This is a genomic window from Nocardioides sp. Z13_37 (genome assembly GCF_058355585.1).
Map to the genome: position 1 here is coordinate 276,111 of NZ_JBZGDV010000001.1, position 20,841 is coordinate 296,951.

Consider the following 20,841-nt stretch of genomic DNA (forward strand, 5'->3'; position numbering starts at 1 on the left):
CACCGGGCGCCCCGGCGCGTCGTGCCCGCCGGGGCACCCGGCGGCGCCGCTACCGTCGGGGCATGATCGCCCGACGCCTCGCCTCCGTCCCGCCGACCGTCTTCAGCGAGATGTCGGCGCTCGCGGTGCGGACCGGCGCGCTCAACCTCGGCCAGGGGTTCCCCGACGTCGACGGGCCGGCCTCGGTCATCGCCGCGGCCCAGGAGGCGCTGGCATCGGGTGCCAACCAGTACGCCCCCGGCATCGGCGTGCCCGAGCTGCGGACCGCGATCGCCCGTCACCAGCACCGCCACTACGGCCTCGACGTCGACCCCGACCGCGAGGTGGTCGTGACGACCGGGTGCACCGAGGCGATCGCGGCCACGCTGCTGGCGCTCGTCGACCCGGGCGACGAGGTCGTCGTGCTGGAGCCCTACTACGACTCCTACGTCGCCATGCTGGAGATGTGCGGCGCCCGCCGGCGGCCGGTGACGCTCCGGGCGCCGGGCTTCCGGCCCGACCTCGACGAGCTGCGGGCCGCGATCACCCGCGACACCCGGCTGGTCCTGCTCAACACCCCCCACAACCCCACCGGCACCGTCCTCACCCGCGAGGAGCTGCAGGTGGTCGCCGACCTGGCCGTCGAGCGCGACGTGATCGTGGTGACCGACGAGGTCTACGAGCACCTGGTCTTCGACGACGCCCGCTCGAGCGAGGGGCACGTGCCGATCTCGACCCTGCCCGGCATGGCGGAGCGCACCCTGACGCTGTCGAGCGTGGGCAAGTCCTACAGCCTCACGGGCTGGAAGGTCGGCTGGGCCACCGGCCCCGCCCACCTGGTGCAGGCCGTGCTGGCAGCCAAGCAGTGGCTCACCTTCACCTCCGGCTCGCCCCTGCAGCCCGCCGTCGCCCACGCACTCGACCACGAGCCCGACTGGCCGCGCGAGCTGGCCCGGGACCTGCAGCGCCGCCGCGACCTGCTCTGCGAGGGGCTCACCGCCGCCGGGCTGGTGCCTCGGGTGCCCGAGGGCACCTACTTCGCCACCACCGACGTGAGCCACCTCGGCTGGCCGGACGGGCGGGCGTTCTGCCTCGCGCTGCCCGAGCTCGCCGGCGTCGTCGCGATCCCCACGCAGGGGTTCTACGACGACGCCGAGGCGGGACGCCAGCTGGTGCGCTGGGCGTTCTGCAAGCAGCCCGACGTGATCAGCGAGGGCGTACGACGGCTCGCGGCCGCGGACCTGTCGCGCTGACGCCGGCTCAGCGACCCGGGTAGTCCTGCGGCGGGTGCTCGGAGCCGTCCGAGCCCTCGTCGCCCGGTCGCCGGCCGTAGGGGTCGTCCTGGCCGTAGGGGGTGCTGCTCGGCGGCGGGTACTGCGGCGAGGACTGCTGGCCGGGCTGGCCGTAGGGGCTCGGCGTCGTGCCGCCGTACTGGCCGTAGCCGGGGTACTGCTGGTCGTAGCCGCCGGCCGCTCCGGCGTGGGACGGCGTCGCGGAGAACCAGTCGCCGGCCCCGCCGACGAAGAGCAGCACGATCGTCGCGATCGCGGCGACGAGCGTGACGGCGGAGACGCCGCTGGTGACGCCGAGCAGGGAGAACAGCGCCACGGCCGCGCTCGAGATCACGAGCAGGATGCGGGCGACGTTGGAGCGCCGCAGCACCAGCACGGCGAGCACGACGGCGATGATGGCCCACACGAGCAGCCCCACGATGACGGCCATGATCACGCCCACGGCCGTGTCGGCGTCGATGTTGGCGTCCTGGAACTCCGGGACGCGCTCCATCTCGTTGATGACCTCGTCGCGCGCGACCAGCAGGGCGAGCCCGGTGAAGCCGAAGAGCAGGGCGCTGAGGGTGGAGAAGACGATCGTGATCCAGGCCGCGGCGGTGACGGTGCCGGGGCGCCGGTCGGCCGGCGCCTGCCCGTAGGGCGGCTGCTGGCCGTAGGGCTGCCCGCCCGACTGGCCGTAGGGGTTCTGGCCGTAGGGGTCCTGGCCGTAGGGCTGGTGCGTGGGTCCCGGGTCGCTCATGGCTCTATCTCACCACGTCCGGGTGACAGAGGAGCCGCGGAGCGCCTCGCTCAGCGCGCCTCGGGGGAGAACCAGCGCCGCACCTCGACGCGTCGCAGGCACACGACCGTGGCCACGGCGGCGGCCGCCGGGACCAGGACGAGCGGGGTGGCGAGGACGAGGGCCAGGCAGGCGCCGGCGCTGAAGGCGGCGATGACGATGAGCCCGCGGCGGGCCCACGCACGGCGAGCCATCGCGAACCCCGCCAGCGCGAGTGACGCGGAGGACCAGACGATGAGGACGCCCGAGAGCGCGAACAGCGACGAGCGCAGCTGGTCCATCGTCATCTGCTCGTCGAGCACCTCCGGCTGCTGCTGCTCGACGACGCTGCGCAGGAACTCCGGCGAGAGCCCGGCGATCGCCAGCCACAGCAGCGACAGCGAGAGCAACCCGCCGGCCGTGACGACGGTGATCACGAACGCCGCCACCATGGCGCCGGGCCGCGGCGGGCTGGGCCGGTGGCGCCGGGCGGGGCCGCCGGCGTACGGCACCGGACCGGGCTGCGGGGGGTGGGCGTACGCCGGGTGCGGCTGCGGCGCGTGGGGCTGGGACTGCGGCGGGTAGGGCTGGCCGTAGGGCGACTGTCCGGGTGACTGCGCGGGTGCGCCGACGGGCTGCTGGACGGGGGCCGGGGCGTGCGCCGGCTCACCGAAGGGACGACTCGCCGGCGGCGGCACGTCGGGCGAGGCCGAGGGCGGGGCGTCCGGCCCGGCGGGCGGGCGGCCCCATGCCTCGGGCGGAGCGGTGTCGCCGGCGCCGCCCCACGGCGACGGGCTCGAGGCGTCGCGGCGGGCGTCGCCGCCCCGCTCCTTCGCCTTCACGGGGTCCGGCGGGGTCCACCGGCCGGTGGCGAACCACTCGCGCGCGGGCTGCATCCACAGCATCGCCGCGCCGGCGGCGACGAAGGAGCCGGCCAGCCCGCCCGCGGGGATGCCGGTCACGAAGACCGGGATCGCGAACAGGGTGAGCGAGAGCCGGGCCGAGCGGTCGGGCCGGCGGACGTACCAGCCGAGGATGGCGGTCGCGCAGGCGCACGCCGCGGCGACCATGCACGAGATCCGCAGCAGCTCGGTCGTGGCGGGGACGCTCAGCCCCAGCGAGGAGAACGGCGCGTCGGCGAGGACGTTGCGGATCGCCTCCTGCGTCTCCAGCGAGCGGAGCGAGGTGACCCGCTCCCAGGCGGTGAGCAGGACCATCAGCGAGGAGAACATGACGATGGCCGACGCCAGGCTGACCTGGGGCGGGCGCTGCTTGGTCGGCTGGCTCACGCGGCCATTGTCCCAGTGCGACCCAGAGCCGCACCCCACCGCACCCCGAGGGGGCGGTACGGGGTTTCTCAGGGTGCGACTCAGGGCTCGACGGGGCCTTGTCCCCGATGCGGCGCACGGTGTCGCGCCGCGAGGGTTGGACCCATGATCAGCGTCGAGCACCTCACCAAGCAGTACGGCCGGTTCACGGCCGTCGACAACGTCTCCTTCACGGCCGCGACCGGCCGGGTCACCGGCTTCCTCGGCCCCAACGGCGCGGGCAAGTCCACCACCATGCGCATCATGGTCGGCCTCACCCGACCCAGCACCGGCCGCACCGAGATCGCCGGCCGCGACTACCGCGAGCTGCCCAACCCCGGGCTCGAGGTCGGCGTCCTGCTGGACGCGTCCGCCCAGCACGCCGGGCGCACCGGTCGCGAGACCCTGACGATCGCCGCCCGGACGATGGGCCTGGCGAGGTCGAGCGTCGACGAGACGCTCGCCCGTGTCGGCCTCACCGACGAGGAGGCCGAGCGCCGGGTCCGCAACTACTCCCTCGGCATGCGCCAGCGCCTCGGCCTCGCGACCGCCCTGATCGGCGACCCGCAGGTGCTGATCCTCGACGAGCCCGCCAACGGCCTCGACCCGGCCGGCATCCGGTGGATGCGCGACCTGCTCCGCGGCTTCGCCGACGACGGCGGCACCGTGCTGCTGTCGTCCCACCTGCTCCACGAGATCGAGGTCATCGCCGACGACCTCGTGGTCATCGGCCAGGGCCGCATCGTCGCGCAGGGCAGCAAGGCCGAGCTGCTGGCCGCGGCCGGCACGCTCGTCCGCACCGCCGACGTCGACCGGCTCGCCCGGGCCCTGCACGAGGCGGCGGTGGTGACGACCCCGATCGACGGCGGCCTGCGCGCCGACGCCGATCCCGAGCTCGTCGGCGCGACGGCACACCGTGCCGGCGTCGCGCTGCGCGAGCTGCGCGCCGCCGACGGCGCCGGCCTCGAGGAGATGTTCCTCGAGCTCACCGCCCAGACCTCTCGTGACGAGACCACCCACGAAGGAGCAGCAGCATGACCACCACGACCCTCACCCCGCCGACCACCACCGGGGCCGCGGCACGCCCGGCGCGGACGATCGCCCCGATCCCGGCGACCCGCCTCGTCGCGGTCGAGGTGCGCAAGATGTTCGACACCCGCGCCGGCTTCTGGCTGGTCGCCGGCATCGGCATCGTCTCGCTGCTCGCCACGGCCGCCGTCCTGGTGTTCGCCCCGCGCGACGAGCTGACCTACGAGACGTTCGCGTCCGCCATCGGCGCCCCGATGACGATCCTGCTGCCGGTCGTCGCGATCCTCGCCGTCACCAGCGAGTGGAGCCAGCGCAGCGGGCTGACGACCTTCACCCTGGTGCCCCACCGCGGACGGGTCATCGCCGCCAAGGCGGTCGCCGTGCTCGGCGTCGCGGTCGCGTCGATGCTGCTGGCCGCCGTGATCGGCGCCGTCGGCAACGTCGTCGGCACCGCGATCGCCGGGGTCGACACGACGTGGAACGTCTCGCTGTCGGAGTTCGCCCACATCGTGCTGGCCAACGTCATCGGCATGGCCATCGGCTTCATGCTGGCCGTGCTGCTGCGCAGCTCCGCCGGTGCGATCGTCGGCTACTTCGTCTACACCGCCCTGCTCCCCACGATCAGCAGCGCGCTCGCCTCCACCCAGGACTGGTGGCGCGACAACGGCGCCTGGATCGACGTCAACTACGCCACGTCGGCGCTCTTCAACGACACGGTGACCGGCGAGCAGTGGGCCCAGCTGGGCGTGACGACCCTGGTGTGGCTCTGGATCCCGCTGGCCCTCGGCCTGCGCGCGGTCCTGCGTGCCGAGGTGAAGTAGTCCCCCTGCTTCCCTCGGGCCCATCAGCGGCTGCCGGTCGGGGGACCGGCGGCCGCTGATGCCTGTCGTGGGCGCGCGTCTCTGACAGGCTGGCCGCATGCACCCGGACGCCTGGCTGGTCGTCGTCGACCCGCAGCGGATCTTCGCCGACCCCGCGAGCCCGTGGGGCTCGGCGATGTTCCCCGACGTCGTGGAGCCCGTACGACGGCTCGCGGCCGCCGCGGGCGAGCGCACCGTCGTCACGCGCTGGGTGCCCGCCCGCGACCCGCAGGGCAGCTGGCGGGCCTACCTCGACGCGTGGCCGTTCGCCGACGTCCCCGGCGACGACCCGCTGCTCGAGCTGGTCCCGGAGGCGCAGGGGCTGAGCGACACCGTCGTCTCGCTGCCGACCTTCGGCAAGTGGGGGCCCGAGCTCGCCGCCGTCACCGGAGCCGTGCCCCAGCTCGTCCTCACCGGGGTGAGCACCGACTGCTGCGTGGTCTCGACCGCGCTCGCCGCCGCCGACGCCGGGGCCACGATCACCGTCGTCACCGACGCGTGCGCCGGCTCCTCGCCCGACAACCACCGCGCCGCCCTGCACGTGATGGACCTCTACCCGCCCCAGATCACGCTGGCCACGACCGACGAGGTCCTCGGGTCGTGAGCCGGGTCATCCACACCGGCCAGGCCCTCGTCGACGTGGTGGTCGAGGTGCCCGACCTGCCGGCGCGGGGCCAGAACGTCATGGCCGCCTCGACCGGCGACTACGCCGGGGGCGCGGTGACGGTGCTCGCCGCGGCGGCCCGCTTCGGCGCGGAGTGCGTGCACGCCGGCGCCCACGGCACCGGGCCCCACGGCGACCTGGTCCGGGCGGCGCTGGAGGCCGAGGGCATCACCGCCTCCGCTCCCCCGGTGCCCGGGCTCGACACCGGCATCTGCGTGGTGCTGCTCGAGCCGAGCGCGGAGCGCACCTTCGTGACCACCCTGGGCGCCGAGCGCCGGATCAGCGTGGAGTCGCTGGGCACCTCCGCGCCGCGGCCCGGCGACCTGGTGTGCGTCACCGGCTTCTCGCTCGCCCTCGACAGCACGCGCGACCCGCTGCTGGCGTGGCTGCCCACCCTGCACCCCGACGTGGTCGTGGTGCTCGACCCCGGCGCGGCGTTCGCTGGACTGTCTGAGGACGTGCGCGCCGCCATGCTCGCGGTGACCGACGTCTGGTCGAGCAACGCCGAGGAGGCCGCGCACCTGCTCCACGCCGTCGGCGCCGAGGCGCCGGCCGACCTCGCCGGGCTGACCGCCGCGATCGCGCCGCTGCTGCGGGGCGCCGCCGTCGCCATCGTCCGCGACGGCCCGGAGGGCTGCGCCGTGCACGTCGACGGCGCGACGACCTACGTCCCGGGCTTCCCGCAGGAGCCGGTCGACACCAACGGTGCGGGCGACACCCACACCGGCGCGCTGCTGGCCGAGGTGGTGGCCGGCACGCCGTGGGTCGAGGGCTGCCGACGGGCCAACGCGGCCGCGGCCATCAAGGTCACCCGGCGCGGCCCGGAGTCGGCACCGAGCGCCGCCGAGGTCAACGCGTTCCTCGCCCGCGGCGGGCGGATCGCGGGGCAGGGACCGGGTTAGGGACCGGGCCAGGGAGCGGGCCAGGAACCGGGCCGGGAACCGGGCCAGGGAGCGGGTTAGGTGCGGCGGCCGCGCGACTCGCGCAGCCTCCTGCCCTGCTCGACGTCCTTGCGCGCCTTGTCCGCGGCCTTGTCCGACTTGCGGGTGTCGCGCGGGGGCAGCTGCAGCTCCTCCTCCGCGGCGATGCCCGCCTGGAGCTGGCGGCCGCGCTCGAGCTCGGCATCGAGCTCGGCACCGAAGAGCAGCGCCAGGTTGGTGATCCACAGCCACAGCAGGAACGCGATGACGCCGGCCAGCGAGCCGTAGGTCCTGTCGTAGCTGGAGAAGTTGGCGACGTAGAAGCCGAACGCGGCCGACGCCAGCACCCACACGACGATGGCCACGACCGCGCCGATGCTGATCCAGCGGAACTTCGGCTGCTTCACGTTGGGCGTGGCGTAGTAGAGCAGCGCCACGATCAGCACGACCACCGCGAGGAGCACCGGCCACTTCGCGATGCTCCACACCGTGACCGCGGCCGACTCCAGCCCGATCGCGCTACCCACCGCCTCCGCGGCCGGACCGGTCAGCACGAGCCCGACGGCGACGACCGCGGCGAGCACGACGGTCACCAGCGTGATGAGCAGCATCGTCGGGCGCAGCTTCCAGATCGGGCGCCCCTCGTCGATCTCGTAGATCCGGTTCATGCCGCGGCCGAAGGCGCCGACATAGCCCGAGGCCGACCACAGCGCGGTCGCGAGGCCGATGACGAGCGCCAGCCCGGCGCCCTGGCTGCCGGCGAGCTGGGTCAGCGTCGGCTCGAGGGTGTCGGCGGCCGAGGAGGCACCCATGTCGCTCAGGATCTGCAGGAGCGTGTCGACGGTCTTCTGCTGCTGGCCGACGAGGCCGACCAGCGAGAGCATCGCGATCGCGGCCGGGAACAGGGCGAGGATGGAGTAGTAGGTCAGGGCCGCCGCGATGTCGGTGCACTGGTCGTCGAGGAACTCGCGGACGGTCTTGCGCAGGACGTAGCCCCACGTCGGCTTCGCCAGGTCGTCCGGCGAGTCGGGCTTGCCGGGCGCGTCGGGCTCGGGGGCGTCCTGCCGCTCCTCGCTGGTGGGCTCGCCGTCGGCGGAGGCGGATCGTTGCGTCATGACGTCCCAGTGCCCGTGTCGCGCCGGCACATGCGGGCCGTCCGACGCGCGACGCGTGCGGGTGCCGGTGGGGCCCCGCTCGCGCCGCGCTCAGCGTTCGGTCAGCGCTGCGTCACCGCACCAGGCACGGACGCTTGGGGTCGAACTCCCAACCGGGCACGAGGTACTGCATGGCGACGGCGTCGTCGCGGGCGCCGAGCCCGTGCTCGAGGTAGAGCTCGTGCGCCTCGGCGAGCCGGTCGCGGTCGAGCGTGACACCGAGGCCGGGGGCGTCGGGGACCGCGATCGCGCCGTCGCGGATCTGCAGCGGCTCCGTGGTCAGCCCCTGTCCGTCCTGCCAGATCCAGTGGGTGTCGAGGGCGGTGATCTCGCCGGGCGCCGCGGCGCCGACCTGGGTGAACATCGCCAGCGACACGTCGAAGTGGTTGTTGGAGTGCGAGCCCCAGGTCAGGCCGAAGTCGTGGCACAGCTGCGCGACGCGCACCGAGCCCGCCATCGTCCAGAAGTGCGGGTCGGCGAGCGGGATGTCGACGGCGTTGGTGCGCACCGCGTCGGCCATCTGGCGCCAGTCGGTGGCGACCATGTTGGTGGCGGTCCGCAGTCCGGTGCGGCGCTTGAACTGGGCCATCACCTCGCGCCCGGAGTAGCCGCCCTCGGCCCCGCACGGGTCCTCGGCGTAGGCCAGGACGTCGCCCTTGCCCGCAAGCAGCCGGACGGCGTCCTCCAGGAGCCATCCTCCGTTGGGGTCGAGGGTGATCCGCGCGTCGAGGAAGCGCTCGTGCAGCGCGGTCACCGCCGCGACCTCCTCCTCGCCGGGCAGGACGCCGCCCTTGAGCTTGAAGTCGGTGAAGCCGTAGCGCGCCTGTGCGGCCTCGGCGAGGCGTACGACGGCCTCGGGGGTCATCGCCTCCTCGCGGCGGACCTTCTCCCAGTCGTCGGCGGCACCCGACGACGAGTGCTCGCGCAGGTAGGGCAGGTCGGTGCGGTCGGGGTCGCCGACGTAGAACAGGTAGCCCAGCATCGGCACGCTGTCGCGCTGCTGGCCCTCGCCCAGGAGCTCGGCGACCGGCACGCCGAGCGCCTGGCCGGAGAGGTCGAGCAGCGCCGACTCGAGGGCGGTGACCGCGTGGATCGTGGTGCGGAGGTCGAAGGTCTGCTGGCCGCGGCCGCCGGCGTCGCGGTCGCCGTACGCCGTCGCGACGTGGCGCAGCAGCGTGCGGAACATCGCGACGGGCTGGCCGACGAGGATGCCGGCGGCGTCGGCGATGGTCTGCCGGATCGCCTCCCCGCCGGGCACCTCGCCGAGGCCCTCGCGGCCCTCGGAGTCGGTGACGACCACGATGTTGCGGGTGAAGAAGGGGCCGTGGGCGCCGCTGAGGTTGAGCAGCATCGAGTCGTGCCCGGCGACCGGGACGACCTCGACCTTCGCGATCGTGCTCACTCCAGGTCCCCGTCGATCCGGCGGCGCAGGCCCCACGGGTTGTCGTCGCGGACGGCGGCGGGCAGGAGCGCGGCCGGCACGTCCTGGTAGGCGACCGGGCGCTGGAAGCGCTCGAGGGCGAGGCTGCCCACGCTCGTGGTGCGCGAGTCGGACGTCGCGGGGTAGGGGCCGCCGTGGACCATCGCGTGGCCGACCTCGACGCCGGTGGGCCAGCCGTTGAAGAGCACGCGTCCGGCCTTGAGCTCGAGCACCGGAAGCAGTGCGCGGGCGTCGTCGACGTCGGCGTCGGTGGCGTGCACCGTCGCGGTGAGCTGGCCCTCGAGGCCCTCGAGCCGGGGCAGCAGGCTCGTCACGTCGTCGTAGCGCACGACGACGCCGGCGGCGCCGAAGACCTCGTCGGTCACGGTGCTGTCGTCGATCGCCAGCAGGTCGGCGGGAGCCTCGTAGACCACCGGCGCGGGGGCGTGCTCGCCCGCCGCGGATCCCTCGCCGACGACCCGGATGCCCTCGGTGCCGCGCAGGCTCGCGGTGCCGCTGGCGTACGCCTCGGCGATGCCGGGGGTGAGCATCGGCTGGCCGGTGGTCGCGGCCACCGCCTCACCGGCCGCACGGAGGAAGGCGTCGCCCCGCTCGCCGGACGGCAGGAACAGCAGGCCGGGGTTGGTGCAGAACTGGCCGGAGCCGAGCGTCAGGCTGCCGACGTACGCCTGGGCGAGGGCGGCGACGTCGCCGTCGAGGGCGCCGGGGAGCACCACGACCGGGTTGATCGAGGACATCTCGGCGTAGACGGGGATCGGCACCTCGCGCTCCGCGGCGGCGCGGACCAGGGCGAGGCCGCCACCGCGTGAGCCGGTGAAGCCGACCGCGGCGATGCGCGGGTCGGTGACCAGCTCCTGGCCGGTCTCGATGCCGCCGAGCACGAAGGAGAACGTGCCGGCGGGCAGGCCGGACCGCTCGACCGCGCGGGTGATCGCGCGGGCGACGAGCGTGCCGGTGACCGGGTGGGCCGGGTGGCCCTTGACCACGACCGGGCACCCCGCCGCCAGTGCGGACGCGGTGTCGCCGCCGGCGGTGGAGAAGGCGAGCGGGAAGTTGCTCGCGCCGAACACCGCGACCGGGCCGAGCGGCACCATCCGCTGGCGGATGTCGGCGCGCGGCAGCGGCGTACGCTCCGGCAGCGCCGGGTCGATGCGCACGCCGAGGTGGTCGCCCTGCCGGACGACGCCCGCGAACAGGCGCAGCTGGCCGGTCGTGCGGCCCACCTCGCCGGTGATGCGGCCCTCGGGCAGCCCGCTCTCGCGCACCGCCTCGGCGATGATCGCGTCCTTGTCGGACTCGATCTCGATCGCCACCGCCTCGAGGAACGCGCCGCGCTCCTCCGGGGTGGTGGCGCGGTAGCCGGCGAACGCGTGCGCGGCGGCCGTGGTCGCGGCGGCGACGTCGGGGTGCTCGGAGTCGGCGCCGGCGATGATCGAGGTGGCGGTGATCGTGGGGCTGTCGGTCATGGTGTCCTTCGAGATCGGGGTGCGTGGTCGGGGCCCGTCAGGCCGGGCAGGACAGGTCAGGCCTGGGAGCCTGCCACCTTGTCCACGAGGGTCTGCAGCTCGTCGCGCTCGGCGTCGGTGAGGTCGGCCAGCGGCGGGCGGACCGGACCGGCCGGGCGGCCGACGGCGGAGAGGCCGGCCTTGACGATCGACACGGCGTAGCCGGGCTCGCGGTCGCGGATCTTGGTGTAGGGGATGACGAAGTCGTTGAGCATGGCGTAGACGGTCGTCTGGTCCTGGCGGCGCACGGCGTCGTAGAAGTCGAGCGCGAAGCCCGGCACGAAGTTGAAGATGGCCGAGCTGTAGGTCGTCACGCCGAGCTGGAGCAGCGGCAGGGCGAACATCTCGGCCGTGGGCAGGCCGCCGATGTAGATCAGCCGGTCGCCGAGCTGGGCGTACGTGCGGGTCATCTGCTCGATCGAGCCGACGCCGTCCTTGAAGCCGACGAGGTTGTCGTTGCGGGCGCACGCCTGCTCGAGGGCGTCGGTGCCGAGCACGGCGTTGGCGCGGGAGTAGTAGACGACGGCGAGGTCGGTGGCGGCGCACACGGCGCTGATGTGCTCGACCAGGCCGCGCTGGCCGGCCTCGGTGAGGTAGGGCGGCATGAGCAGGATGCCGTCGGCGCCGGCCTCCTCGGCGGCCTTGACCTGGGCGACCGCGTTGACGGTCGAGCCGGTCGCCGGGCCCAGGACGGGCACCTTGCCGGCTGCGCCGGCGATCGCGGCGCGCACGACGCGGTCGGACTCCGCGGCGTCGAGGGAGAAGCCCTCGCCCGTGCCGCCGGCGGCGAAGAGGCCGGCCACGGGGTAGCCGCTGAGCCACTCGAGGTGCTCGCGGTAGGCGGGCTCGTCGAACGCCAGGTCGGCGTCGAAGTGGGTGACCGGGAAGGACAGCAGTCCGCTGCCCAGGGTCTCGGCGAGCTCGGTGGGGCTGTACTTCGTCACGCTGCGTCCTTCGGTCGGCCGTGGCCCGGTGGTCCACGGATGTGGCGGTGCTCACCAACCTAGGAAGCGCGACGATGCCTGTCCAAGCCCGTTTCTGAATCCAGTGATACTCCTGCGGCATGGTGTCGCCGGTTACCGTAACCTCGTGACCCCGGACGCCCTCCTCGTCGGCGCCGGCGACCTCGGCGCCGCCGTCGGTCTCCGCCTCGCCGCCCTCGGCCACGGCGTGCTCGCCCTGCGGCGCGACGCCTCCCGGGTGCCCTCCCCGCTCGTCGGGCGGGCCGTCGACCTCACCCGCGCCGCGCCCGACCTGTCCGCCGTACGCCCCCGCCTGGTCGTGGTCGCCCTCACCGCCCGACCGCGCACCGAGGAGGCCTACCGCGCGACGTACGTCGAGGGGATGGCGCGCGCGCTCGACGCGCTGGCGGAGGCTCCCGAGCGGGCCGTGCTGGTCTCCTCGACCGCGGTGCACGGCAGCCGCGACCTGCCGGAGGTCGAGGACGAGACCGCTCCCCCGGCCCCGGCCGACGGCCCGGGGCGGATGCTCGTGGCCGCCGAGGAGGCGTTCCACGAGCGGATCCCGCACGGGACGGTGCTGCGCCTGTCGGGGCTCTACGGCGGCGCCAGCACGCGGCTGCTGGACCAGGTCCGCGAGGGCCGCGTCGACGACCCGCACCGCTGGACCAACCGCATCCACCGCGAGGACGCCGCGGCCGCCGTGGTGCACCTGTTGACGATGCCGGCCTCGCCGGAGCGGCTCTACCTCGGCACCGACGACGAGCCCGCGCAGCTCGGCGACGTGGCGGCGTTCCTGGCCGAGCGCCTCGGCGCCCCCACCCCTCCCCCGGCCGACCCGGCCCGGGGGCACGGGAAGCGACTCTCCGACGCGCGGCTGCGCGCCACGGGCTGGGCGCCGGCGTACCCCTCCTACCGCGAGGGCTACGCCCGCCCGTAGGTCGAGTCGGCGCGTCCTGACACCCCACGCAGGTCGAGTCGGCGCGTCCTGACACCGGGCACGGGCGCAGCGGCCGCGACATAACGGCGTACTGGGTGGGCGAGTCTGACACCTGGAGGCCTCTGCAACGCCCTCCGAGTGTCGGAGTCCCCGCTCGAGCGGGGACTCCGACGAGAGCACCCGTGAACCCCCGGTCACATGGTGACCGGCTTGCCCCCGGTGACGGCGATGACCTCGCCGGTGATGTAGCTCGACTCGGGGGAGGCGAGGAAGACGAACGCCGTGGCCACCTCGGCGGGCTGCCCCGGGCGCCCGAGCGGCGTGTCCTGGCCGAAGACCTCCACCTTCTCCGCCGGCATCGTCGCCGGGATGAGGGGCGTCCAGATGGGCCCGGGCGCGACGGAGTTGACCCGGATCCCCTTCTCGGCGAGCGACTGGGCGAGGCCGCGGGTGAAGTTGACGATCGCCGCCTTGGTGCTGGCGTAGTCGAGCAGCTCCGGCGACGGGGACGACGACTGCACCGACGAGGTGTTGATGATCGACGCGCCGGGCTTCATGTGCGGCAGCGCCATCTTGCAGAGCCAGAACATGGCGTAGACGTTGGTCCTCATCACCCGGTCGAGCTGCTCGGTCGTGATGTCGGCGAGGCCGCCGGGCTGCGCCATCTGGTAGGCGGCGTTGTTGACGAGGATGTCGATGCGGCCGAGCTCGTCGACGGCCTTGTCGACCAGGGCCTGACATGCCGACTCCTCGACGAGGTCGGTCGGCACCAGCACCGCGCGCCGGCCGGACTCCTCGACGAGGCGACCGGTCTCCCGCGCGTCGTCGTCCTCCCCTTCCAGGTAGGCGATCACCACATCGGCGCCCTCGCGCGCGAAGGCGAGCGCGACCGCGCGGCCGATGCCCGAGTCGCCGCCGGTGATCACGGCGACCTGGTCGAGCAGCCGGTCGTGGCCGACGTACGTCCCCTCGCCGTGGTCGGGCTTCTCGCCCATCTCCGCGGTGACCGAGTCCTCGTCACCGGGCTTCGGCAGCCGCTCACCCTCGGTGTCGGGCTGCTCGTGCAGCTCGGTCGGGTCCTGGCGGGTCTGGTCGGCCTGTCGGTCGTCGCCCATGGTCGTCCTTCCTCTCGGGTTGCCTGGAGTGCCTGGTCGGCATCGCGGTACCCGGCATACGACGGTCGATGCGGGGCACCGGGAGGCCATGTCACCCAAGTACGCGGCGGTGGCGGCGACCGACCGCTGGACCGATCCCGACGGCTTCCGCGCCCCTGCCGGGCTCGTCCACGCCTGGCTGCGGGGGACCAACCAGACGCTCTGCGGCGTCCCGTTGAGCAAGGCGCGGCTGCACCGCTTCCCGCACGTGCAGTGGGTCGACGCCCAGCCGGCCGCGGGACGCGACGCCGACGAGGTCCGCGAGGTCTGCCGCAAGTGCGCCGCCGGAATGGGAGAGAAGCGGGACAGCAAGCGGTGGGAGCGGACCAACCCGCGACCGTGACTCCGCCTCGGCGATAGCCGACACGGGGCGGTCGGTGCAATCCCCCCTACGGAGTGAGCCGAAGGTCTCTGGTGTCGTGTCGGCGCGCCCACCTACGGTGCACGGACCTGTCGATCGCTCGGCTCGCCGGGCACAACTGATGTGGAGAAACATGTCTGCACGACGTTGGACGGCCGTCCTCACCGGACTGGCCCTTCCTCTCGGGATCGTCGCCATGACCACCTCGTCACCCGCGACCGCCATCCCCACCCAGTCGCACTGCGGCACCGAGGCCTCGGGCTCGGGCAACAACGGCTTCGTCAACCACGCCCAGCTCAGCCGCACCCTGGCGAGCATCGAGCGCACCACCAAGGGCGTCGTCGACGTCGAGGTGGTGGGCGAGAGCAACCAGGGTCGGGAGATCTACTCCGCCCGCGTCGGCGAGGGCGACACCGTCGTCCTGGTCGAGTCGCAGATCCACGGCAACGAGAACCACGGCACCGAGGCGCTGCTCGACCTGCTGCGCCGCTGGGGCGGCTCGACCCGGGAGGCGGCCGCGCTCCGCGAGGAGGTCACCATCGTCGCCATCCCGAGGCTCAACGTGGACGGCGGCGAGCGCGACACCCGGCAGAACGAGATGACCTGGGCCGACGTCGTCGCGACCTTCCCGCAGCTCGCGGGCGCCTCTCCGGCGTGGAACTACAACGCCCGCGTCGGCGGGTTCGACGTCAACCGCGACTTCAACCCCGACCTGGACTACGTCCCGCAGGCCGCCGACTTCCCGGGCAACAGCGCGGACACCGGGTGGTACATCACCCCCGAGTCGCAGACCGTCCGCGACGTCTACCGCGGCCTGGAGGCCGAGTTCGGCACGGTCGACTACTTCGTCGACCTCCACAACCAGTGGTCCTGCTACGCCACCGAGGACCTCGAGCAGATGTCGCCGCTGTCGATCTCGGCGAAGTTCATCGACGACCCGAACGAGTTCGGCAGCTGGCCGAAGTTCGACATGGAGGCCTCGATGCGCGCCAACGTCGCGGTCTACGAGGCCCTCCAGGGTCGCGGGGGCTCGGGCTACGGCGCCGTGACGCTCTACCCGCAGGACACCAACCTGCCCGGCACCGCGCTCGGCTCGTTCGCTCTGCGCGGCAGCGCCGTCGTGCTGTTCGAGACGTCCAGCCAGACCCAGTACGACGGCATGAAGCGCAACGGCATGCTGCGCAAGCAGATCGAGATCGGGCTCGGCGGCCTGGTCGACGCCGTCGCCGACGGCTCGATCGCCACGCTCGACCCGTCCGTGTACGACACCATCCCGCAGCGGGTCTACCTGCCCGCCGACTGACCAGGGCCGCCCGCGCCCCACGTGGTGGCCGACTCCGACACCTGGAGGCCTTCGCAACGGCCTCCAGGTGTCGGAGTCCCCGCTCGAGCGGGGACTCCGACAACGACGAGGGCCAGCCCCGGCGGACGTCACCTCGCCGAAACACGGCCCCGCCAGACTGGCGCCCGTGGAGATCACCCGCGCGGACTTCGACGACCCCCGGCTGGCGACGTTCCTCCAGGCGCACCTCGACGACATCGCGCCCACCGCGCCGGCGGAGAGCCGCCACGCCCTCGACCTGGCCGCCCTGCGGAGCGACGACGTACGCCTGTGGGTCGGCACGGACGGCGGGGCCATCGTCGGCACGGTCGCGCTGGCGAGGCTCGAGGAGCGCCACGAGGAGCTCAAGAGCATGCGCACCGAGCCGCGCGTGCGCGGCACGGGCGTCGCGGGCCGGCTGCTGGCCCACGCGCTCGACGACGCCCGGGCACGCGGGGTCGAGCGCGTGTCGCTCGAGACCGGCAGCATGGCGTTCTTCGCGCCCGCACGCCGGTTCTACGCCCGGGCCGGGTTCGTGCCGTGCCCGCCCTTCGGGTCCTACGCCGACGACCCGCTGAGCTGCTTCATGACCCTGGCACTGGGTCCGGGCTGACGTCGCCGGGCCAGGCCGGCAGCACCACCGTCGCCGTGGTGCCACGTCCCCGCTCGGAGTCGATGTCGACCGCGCCGCCGTGCCGAGCGGCGATCCGGGCCACGATCGCGAGGCCGAGGCCGGTGCCCGGGCGGGACAGCGCGGCGGGGTTGGTGGAGCGGAAGAACTCGCGGAACAGCTGCGTGCGGTCGGGCTCGGAGATGCCGATGCCCGTGTCGCTCACCGTGGTGACGACCGAGTCGCCCTGTCCCGCGACGCGCACGGTGACCCGGCCGCCGGGATCGGTGTACTTGATCGCGTTGCTGGCCAGGTTGGTGAGGAGGCGGTGGAGCTCCTCGGGCTCGCCGGGCACGAGCACCGGCTCGTCGGGCAGGTCGGCGTCGCACGTCACCCCGCCGGCGGACGCGGCGGCGTGGCACTCCTCGTAGACGTCGTGCACCACGCGGCGCAGGTCCACCGGGATCGGGTCGAACTCGCGCTGGGGGTCGGAGACCTGGGCCATGGTCAGCATGTCGTCGATGACCGCTCGCATCCGCAGCGCGCCGCGGGTCGCGGCGGCCACCGACCGGCGTCCGTCCTCGTCGAGCCGGTCGGTGTCGAGGAGCTCGAGGTTGGCGCTCATCGAGAAGAGCGGGTTGCGCAGCTCGTGGCCGAGGGTGTTGACCACCTCGACGCGATAGCTGTCGAGGCGCCGCAGCCGGTCGACGACGGCCCGCTCGAGCTCGAGCTGGCGGGCCTTGCCGACGGCCAGGCCGAGGTCGCGGCCGATGTCGTGCGCCGTCTCGACCTCGATGTCGGTCCACGGGCGGGAGGCCGAGACGCGGGTCAGCACGAGGAAGCCGACGCACTCGGGCCCGACCCCCAACGGCACGAAGAGCACCGAGCCGATGCCGATGCGGTCGAGGAAGCCGAGCAGCCGGTCGGCGTCCTCGGGGGCCAGGCCGGGGTGGTCGAGGGCGTCGCGGGAGAAGGGCGCGACGACCTGCTGGGCCCAGTAGGTGCGCGCGAGCCGCACCACCACGTCGTCGATGTCGTCGAACGGCGGCACGTCGTAGGTCTCGTCGACGGCGTACGACGTCGTGGTGGAGCCGGTGCCGTCGGCGTCGAACGCCGTCAGCCACATCCCCACGGCGTCGAAGCAGGCGACGACCGCGGCCCGGCACGCCTCGAGGACCAGCTCCAGGGTCGGCTCGCCGAGCGCCTGGCGCACGATCTGGCGCGCCTGCGCCGCCATCCGCACCTGCTGGCTGAGCTCCTCGCGCTCGAGCGCGAGCAGGACGAGGGTGCGCGCGAGCCCGGCGTACCTCGTCAGCACCTCCATCTTGGCCGGCGACGGCAGCCGGCCGTCGTCGGGGATGTCGACCGACAGCACTCCGCGCAGCCGGCCGTGGTCGTCGTGCACGGGGGCGGCGAGGAGGTCGAGCGGGTGCCAGGCGTCCTCCCCCTCCAGCGGCGTGACGTCGGGGATGTGGCTGTAGGCCAGGGACTCCGCGCTCGCCCGGTCGTGCGGCACGAAGCGCCACACCCCCCACTCGTCGGCGTCCTCGAGCTCGCGCTCGATCGACCCGACCGGCACCCGGGTGCCGACGAAGCCGTCCTCGACCCCGGCCGCGGCGACGACCTCGAAGTGGTCGTCGCGGCGCAGCGTGAGGGAGGACTGGGCGAACCCGGCGAGCGTGGCGACACCCTCGACCAGCACCTGGAGGTGCTGGCGCGTCTGCTCGTCGTCCCAGGCGGGCTCGGGGGCACGCCGGTCCGGTCGCGGCTCGACCGACATCACACCCCCCGTCGTCGCTGTCCTCGGCGCTCGCGCAGCACTCCGACTCTAGGCGTCGAGGAGCTCGAGCGCAGGGATTCCTTGACGCGATCGCTCACCTGTGGGCGGCCATGACCTCGAGCACGCGCCGCACGACCGGCGTGACCCGCTCCCGCGACCAGATCGCGTGCAGCTCGACGGGGCGGTCCGCGTCGGCGTCGCCGCGCGCGTCGCCGGGGGGAGCCAGCTCCTTGAACACCACCCCGTCGACGTGCAGGGACGCCGCCGACGCCGGCGCGAGGGTGACCCCCCGCTCGGCGGAGACGAGCAGCATCGCGGTCAGCACCTGGTGCACGCGCTGGTCGATGCGCGGGTGGGCGTTGGCGAAGAAGCGCACCGACAGCTCATGGAAGTAGCGCGACTGGTCGGGGTTGTAGCCGATGACGGTCTCGCCCTCGAAGTCGTCGGAGGTGAGGGGCCGCGACACCTCGGCCAGCGGGTGCGCCACCGGCACGACGGCCATGAACGGCTCGCGCAGCACGACCCGCGAGCGCAGCAGCCCGGTGTCGAACGGCGGGCGCGCCAGGCCCACGTCGAGCTCGCCGCGCCGGATGCCGTCGACCTGCGCGTTGGTGACCCGCTCGGACAGCACCACCTCCACGTCGGGCAGCTCGGCGGTCAGCCGCCGCAGCAGCGGCCCCAGGATCGAGATGGCCGACACGGCGGTGAAGCCCAGGCGTACGACACCGGCGGCGCCCGCGTCGACCCGCCGGGCGAGGTCGCCCGCGCCCTCGACGAGGTTGAGCAGCCGGTGCGCCTCGTCGAGGAACGCCGCCCCGGCGCCGGTCAGCTCGACGCGCCGGTTGTCCCGCTCGAGCAGGCGCGCGCCGACCGACTTCTCCAGCTTCTGGATCTGCCGCGACAGCGGCGGCTGGGTCATCTGGAGGCGCTCGGCGGCGCGGCCGAAGTGCAGCTCCTCGGCCACCGCGACGAAGGAGCGGACCTGGTCGAGGGTGATCACGAGCCGAGGGTACGATGCGTCGGGCGTATCAGTCCATGCCCAATTGGGCTTGGACCGGCATCATCGCCGAAACCTAGTGTCGGTGGTCACACCCCGAACAAGGAGCACCCCCATGCGCAAGCAGACCCTCAGCCTGGCAGCGCTCGCCGCCGGCGCCGCTCTCGCCCTGACCGCCTGCGGCGGTGTCCAGACGACCGCCGGTGGCGGCAGCGACAGCGGCGACTACCCCACCGGGGCGGTCAACATGCCGGTCGGCGCGTCGGCGGGCGGGTCCTCCGACCTGATCAGCCGCCAGATCTCGCGCGGGCTGTCCGAGGAGCTCGGCGGCTCGTTCCCCGTCATCAACCGCGAGGGCGCCAACGGCGCGCTGGCCGCCGCCGAGGTCGCCAAGGCCGAGCCCGACGGCTCGACCATCTCGGTCCAGAACGCCTCGCTCTTCGCGATCACCCCGCTGGCCGTGCCGGAGGACCAGGTCACCAGCATCGACGACTTCGACGTCGTCCACGGCGTCTCGCGCGACGACTACGTCCTCGTCGCGAGCACGGGCTCGGGCTTCGACTCGATCGACTCCTTCGCCGACGCGAAGGGCAAGGTCACCTACGGCACCACCGGCGTCGGCACCGGCGCCCAGCTCGCCTGCGCGCTCACGTTCAGCGTCAACGACACCCCGGCCGAGGCGATCCCGTTCGACGGCGGCGCCCCCGCACTCACCGCGCTCCTCGGCGACCAGGTCGACACCGCGTGCCTGCAGGTCGGCGAGGCCATCGAGAACATCCGCTCCGGCAAGATCGTCCCGATCGTGGTCTTCGGCCCCGAGCGCGTCGAGTTCCTGCCCGACGTCCCCACCGCTCAGGAGTCGGGCCTCGACGTCGAGGTCGCGCAGTACCGCTTCATGACGGTCCCCAAGGGCACGCCGCAGGACGTCAAGGGCGCCATCGCCGAGGCCATGCAGGCGACGTTCGAGACCGAGGAGTACCAGGACTTCAACGCGCAGAACAACCTCACGCCGATGGAGATCTCCGGCGACGAGGTCGTCGCGCAGCTCGAGGAGGACAAGCAGCGCTACGCCGACCTCGTCGAGGAGTACGACATCGACCTCGGCGACGCCAGCTGATCCCCAGCTGATCCTCAGCTGATCCCCGGCCGGTGCGGGGCCGGTTCCGGGGCCGGCCCGCACCGCCCCAGCCCCACCGAGGGGACCCCCGCCCCTCACGCACGGAGACGAGACCACCATGAGCGAGACCCAGCCCCACCCGACGCCCGGATCCGAGCAGGACGACGCGCGCGAGCGCGACATCCTCGCCGAGATCCAGGCCGAGGTCGCCCGGGACCTCGCCGAGGAGCGTCCGCCCGCCGGTGGACCGGCCTACCAGGTGGTCGCGGCGGCCGCGCTGCTCGTGCTCGGCCTCGTGGCGGCCTACCTCGCCCACGGCTACGGGCTGGGGACGCTGCGGCGGCCCGGCCCCGGACTGTGGCCGTTCATGGTCTCGGTCCTGGTCGCCGTGCTCGCCGTGGTGCTCCTGGTCGTCGGCCGTCGGCTGACCGACACCGAGCGGTTCACCCGCTCGAGCCTGCTCGTCCTCGTGGGCGCCGCGACGTTCGTCGGCCTGGGTGTCCTGCTCCCCGTCATCGGCTTCGAGATCCCGGCCGTGCTGCTCGGCATCGTGTGGCTCCGCTTCCTCGGCGGCGAGTCCTGGCGCAGCACGATCGTCATCTCCGTCCTCACGACGGCGGCGTTCTACGGGCTCTTCCTCTACGCCCTGTCGGTCCCGCTGCCCCACCTGATCGCCTTCTGACCCGAGCGCAGG

20 protein-coding genes are annotated in these 20,841 nt (G+C 73.7%); 11 read left to right on the forward strand and 9 right to left on the reverse strand.

Features of this window, described 5'->3' with window-relative positions; translation table 11 throughout:
* The first annotated feature begins 62 nt into the window (after positions 1-62).
* Positions 63-1,232: a pyridoxal phosphate-dependent aminotransferase gene (locus AC4H2S_RS01325; RefSeq protein ID WP_491495150.1), complete on the forward strand. Its 1,170-nt coding sequence runs from the start codon at positions 63-65 to the stop codon at positions 1,230-1,232.
* Between the two features lie 7 nt (positions 1,233-1,239).
* Here the strand turns inward: AC4H2S_RS01325 and AC4H2S_RS01330 are convergent, their stop codons facing one another.
* Both AC4H2S_RS01330 and AC4H2S_RS01335 read right to left on the reverse strand, forming a co-directional pair.
* Positions 1,240-2,010, reverse strand: coding sequence for a hypothetical protein (locus AC4H2S_RS01330; protein ID WP_491495151.1), 771 nt, complete (start codon positions 2,008-2,010; stop codon positions 1,240-1,242).
* Between the two features lie 50 nt (positions 2,011-2,060).
* Positions 2,061-3,317, reverse strand: coding sequence for a hypothetical protein (locus AC4H2S_RS01335; RefSeq protein WP_491495152.1), 1,257 nt, complete (start codon positions 3,315-3,317; stop codon positions 2,061-2,063).
* A 144-nt stretch (positions 3,318-3,461) separates the two neighbouring features.
* Between AC4H2S_RS01335 and AC4H2S_RS01340 the strand changes: the two genes are divergently transcribed.
* From AC4H2S_RS01340 to AC4H2S_RS01355, 4 genes are all read left to right on the forward strand, one after another.
* Positions 3,462-4,373, forward strand: a complete 912-nt coding sequence (locus AC4H2S_RS01340) for an ABC transporter ATP-binding protein (RefSeq protein ID WP_491495153.1) — start codon at positions 3,462-3,464, stop codon at positions 4,371-4,373.
* The gene (locus AC4H2S_RS01345) at positions 4,370-5,185 is read left to right on the forward strand and encodes an ABC transporter permease (RefSeq protein WP_491495154.1); all 816 of its coding nucleotides are present in this window, start codon (positions 4,370-4,372) and stop codon (positions 5,183-5,185) included. Before AC4H2S_RS01340 ends, AC4H2S_RS01345 begins: the two co-directional genes overlap by 4 nt.
* A gap of 97 nt (positions 5,186-5,282) precedes the next feature.
* The gene (locus tag AC4H2S_RS01350; RefSeq protein ID WP_491495155.1) at positions 5,283-5,828 is read left to right on the forward strand and encodes a cysteine hydrolase family protein; all 546 of its coding nucleotides are present in this window, start codon (positions 5,283-5,285) and stop codon (positions 5,826-5,828) included.
* Complete coding sequence (locus tag AC4H2S_RS01355) at positions 5,825-6,790, forward strand: PfkB family carbohydrate kinase (RefSeq protein ID WP_491495156.1); 966 nt, start codon at positions 5,825-5,827, stop codon at positions 6,788-6,790. The genes AC4H2S_RS01350 and AC4H2S_RS01355 overlap by 4 nt, the downstream gene beginning before the upstream one ends.
* A gap of 56 nt (positions 6,791-6,846) precedes the next feature.
* Here AC4H2S_RS01355 and AC4H2S_RS01360 read toward each other — a convergent pair whose 3' ends face one another.
* The 4 genes from AC4H2S_RS01360 to kdgD all read right to left on the reverse strand — a co-directional run bounded on the left by AC4H2S_RS01360 (position 6,847) and on the right by kdgD (position 11,852).
* On the reverse strand, positions 6,847-7,923 hold the full coding sequence (locus AC4H2S_RS01360) for a YihY/virulence factor BrkB family protein (protein WP_491495157.1): 1,077 nt from the start codon (positions 7,921-7,923) through the stop codon (positions 6,847-6,849).
* Positions 7,924-8,035: 112 nt separating this feature from the next.
* Complete coding sequence (locus tag AC4H2S_RS01365) at positions 8,036-9,364, reverse strand: enolase C-terminal domain-like protein (RefSeq protein WP_491495158.1); 1,329 nt, start codon at positions 9,362-9,364, stop codon at positions 8,036-8,038.
* The gene (locus AC4H2S_RS01370) at positions 9,361-10,869 is read right to left on the reverse strand and encodes an aldehyde dehydrogenase (NADP(+)) (protein ID WP_491495159.1); all 1,509 of its coding nucleotides are present in this window, start codon (positions 10,867-10,869) and stop codon (positions 9,361-9,363) included. Before AC4H2S_RS01370 ends, AC4H2S_RS01365 begins: the two co-directional genes overlap by 4 nt.
* 56 nt (positions 10,870-10,925) lie before the next feature.
* Positions 10,926-11,852, reverse strand: coding sequence for a 5-dehydro-4-deoxyglucarate dehydratase (gene kdgD, locus AC4H2S_RS01375; protein ID WP_491495160.1), 927 nt, complete (start codon positions 11,850-11,852; stop codon positions 10,926-10,928).
* Between the two features lie 145 nt (positions 11,853-11,997).
* Here kdgD and AC4H2S_RS01380 point away from each other — a divergent pair, with 145 nt between their 5' ends.
* Complete coding sequence (locus AC4H2S_RS01380; protein ID WP_491495161.1) at positions 11,998-12,807, forward strand: NAD-dependent epimerase/dehydratase family protein; 810 nt, start codon at positions 11,998-12,000, stop codon at positions 12,805-12,807.
* Positions 12,808-13,001: 194 nt separating this feature from the next.
* Here the strand turns inward: AC4H2S_RS01380 and AC4H2S_RS01385 are convergent, their stop codons facing one another.
* Positions 13,002-13,922, reverse strand: a complete 921-nt coding sequence (locus tag AC4H2S_RS01385; protein WP_491495162.1) for a glucose 1-dehydrogenase — start codon at positions 13,920-13,922, stop codon at positions 13,002-13,004.
* A gap of 88 nt (positions 13,923-14,010) precedes the next feature.
* Between AC4H2S_RS01385 and AC4H2S_RS01390 the strand changes: the two genes are divergently transcribed.
* The 3 genes from AC4H2S_RS01390 to AC4H2S_RS01400 all read left to right on the forward strand — a co-directional run bounded on the left by AC4H2S_RS01390 (position 14,011) and on the right by AC4H2S_RS01400 (position 16,256).
* Entirely contained in the window at positions 14,011-14,304 is a 294-nt protein-coding gene (locus AC4H2S_RS01390) for a hypothetical protein (RefSeq protein ID WP_491495163.1), read from the forward strand.
* Positions 14,305-14,518: 214 nt separating this feature from the next.
* Complete coding sequence (locus AC4H2S_RS01395) at positions 14,519-15,625, forward strand: M14 family zinc carboxypeptidase (RefSeq protein ID WP_491495164.1); 1,107 nt, start codon at positions 14,519-14,521, stop codon at positions 15,623-15,625.
* 166 nt (positions 15,626-15,791) lie between these two features.
* Entirely contained in the window at positions 15,792-16,256 is a 465-nt protein-coding gene (locus AC4H2S_RS01400) for a GNAT family N-acetyltransferase (protein ID WP_491495165.1), read from the forward strand.
* Here AC4H2S_RS01400 and AC4H2S_RS01405 read toward each other — a convergent pair.
* Both AC4H2S_RS01405 and AC4H2S_RS01410 read right to left on the reverse strand, forming a co-directional pair.
* Entirely contained in the window at positions 16,228-18,033 is a 1,806-nt protein-coding gene (locus AC4H2S_RS01405) for a sensor histidine kinase (protein ID WP_491495166.1), read from the reverse strand. The genes AC4H2S_RS01400 and AC4H2S_RS01405 overlap by 29 nt on opposite strands.
* A 94-nt stretch (positions 18,034-18,127) precedes the next feature.
* Positions 18,128-19,033, reverse strand: a complete 906-nt coding sequence (locus AC4H2S_RS01410; RefSeq protein ID WP_491495167.1) for a LysR substrate-binding domain-containing protein — start codon at positions 19,031-19,033, stop codon at positions 18,128-18,130.
* A 112-nt stretch (positions 19,034-19,145) separates the two neighbouring features.
* Between AC4H2S_RS01410 and AC4H2S_RS01415 the strand changes: the two genes are divergently transcribed.
* On the forward strand, positions 19,146-20,147 hold the full coding sequence (locus tag AC4H2S_RS01415) for a Bug family tripartite tricarboxylate transporter substrate binding protein (protein WP_491495168.1): 1,002 nt from the start codon (positions 19,146-19,148) through the stop codon (positions 20,145-20,147).
* 118 nt (positions 20,148-20,265) lie between these two features.
* Positions 20,266-20,829, forward strand: coding sequence for a tripartite tricarboxylate transporter TctB family protein (locus AC4H2S_RS01420; protein ID WP_491495169.1), 564 nt, complete (start codon positions 20,266-20,268; stop codon positions 20,827-20,829).
* Positions 20,830-20,841: the final 12 nt, after the last annotated feature.

Excerpts from the sequence above, each read along its gene's own strand:
- AC4H2S_RS01325 (WP_491495150.1), top strand. The coding sequence starts at position 63 with ATGATCGCCCGACGCCTCGCCTCCGTCCCGCCGACCGTCTTCAGCGAG.
- AC4H2S_RS01330 (WP_491495151.1), bottom strand. The coding sequence starts at position 2,010 with ATGAGCGACCCGGGACCCACGCACCAGCCCTACGGCCAGGACCCCTAC.
- AC4H2S_RS01340 (WP_491495153.1), top strand. The coding sequence starts at position 3,462 with ATGATCAGCGTCGAGCACCTCACCAAGCAGTACGGCCGGTTCACGGCC.
- AC4H2S_RS01345 (WP_491495154.1), top strand. The coding sequence starts at position 4,370 with ATGACCACCACGACCCTCACCCCGCCGACCACCACCGGGGCCGCGGCA.
- AC4H2S_RS01350 (WP_491495155.1), top strand. The coding sequence starts at position 5,283 with ATGCACCCGGACGCCTGGCTGGTCGTCGTCGACCCGCAGCGGATCTTC.
- AC4H2S_RS01360 (WP_491495157.1), bottom strand. The coding sequence starts at position 7,923 with ATGACGCAACGATCCGCCTCCGCCGACGGCGAGCCCACCAGCGAGGAG.
- AC4H2S_RS01370 (WP_491495159.1), bottom strand. The coding sequence starts at position 10,869 with ATGACCGACAGCCCCACGATCACCGCCACCTCGATCATCGCCGGCGCC.
- AC4H2S_RS01385 (WP_491495162.1), bottom strand. The coding sequence starts at position 13,922 with ATGGGCGACGACCGACAGGCCGACCAGACCCGCCAGGACCCGACCGAG.
- AC4H2S_RS01390 (WP_491495163.1), top strand. The coding sequence starts at position 14,011 with ATGTCACCCAAGTACGCGGCGGTGGCGGCGACCGACCGCTGGACCGAT.
- AC4H2S_RS01395 (WP_491495164.1), top strand. The coding sequence starts at position 14,519 with ATGACCACCTCGTCACCCGCGACCGCCATCCCCACCCAGTCGCACTGC.
- AC4H2S_RS01405 (WP_491495166.1), bottom strand. The coding sequence starts at position 18,033 with ATGTCGGTCGAGCCGCGACCGGACCGGCGTGCCCCCGAGCCCGCCTGG.
- AC4H2S_RS01415 (WP_491495168.1), top strand. The coding sequence starts at position 19,146 with ATGCGCAAGCAGACCCTCAGCCTGGCAGCGCTCGCCGCCGGCGCCGCT.
- AC4H2S_RS01420 (WP_491495169.1), top strand. The coding sequence starts at position 20,266 with ATGAGCGAGACCCAGCCCCACCCGACGCCCGGATCCGAGCAGGACGAC.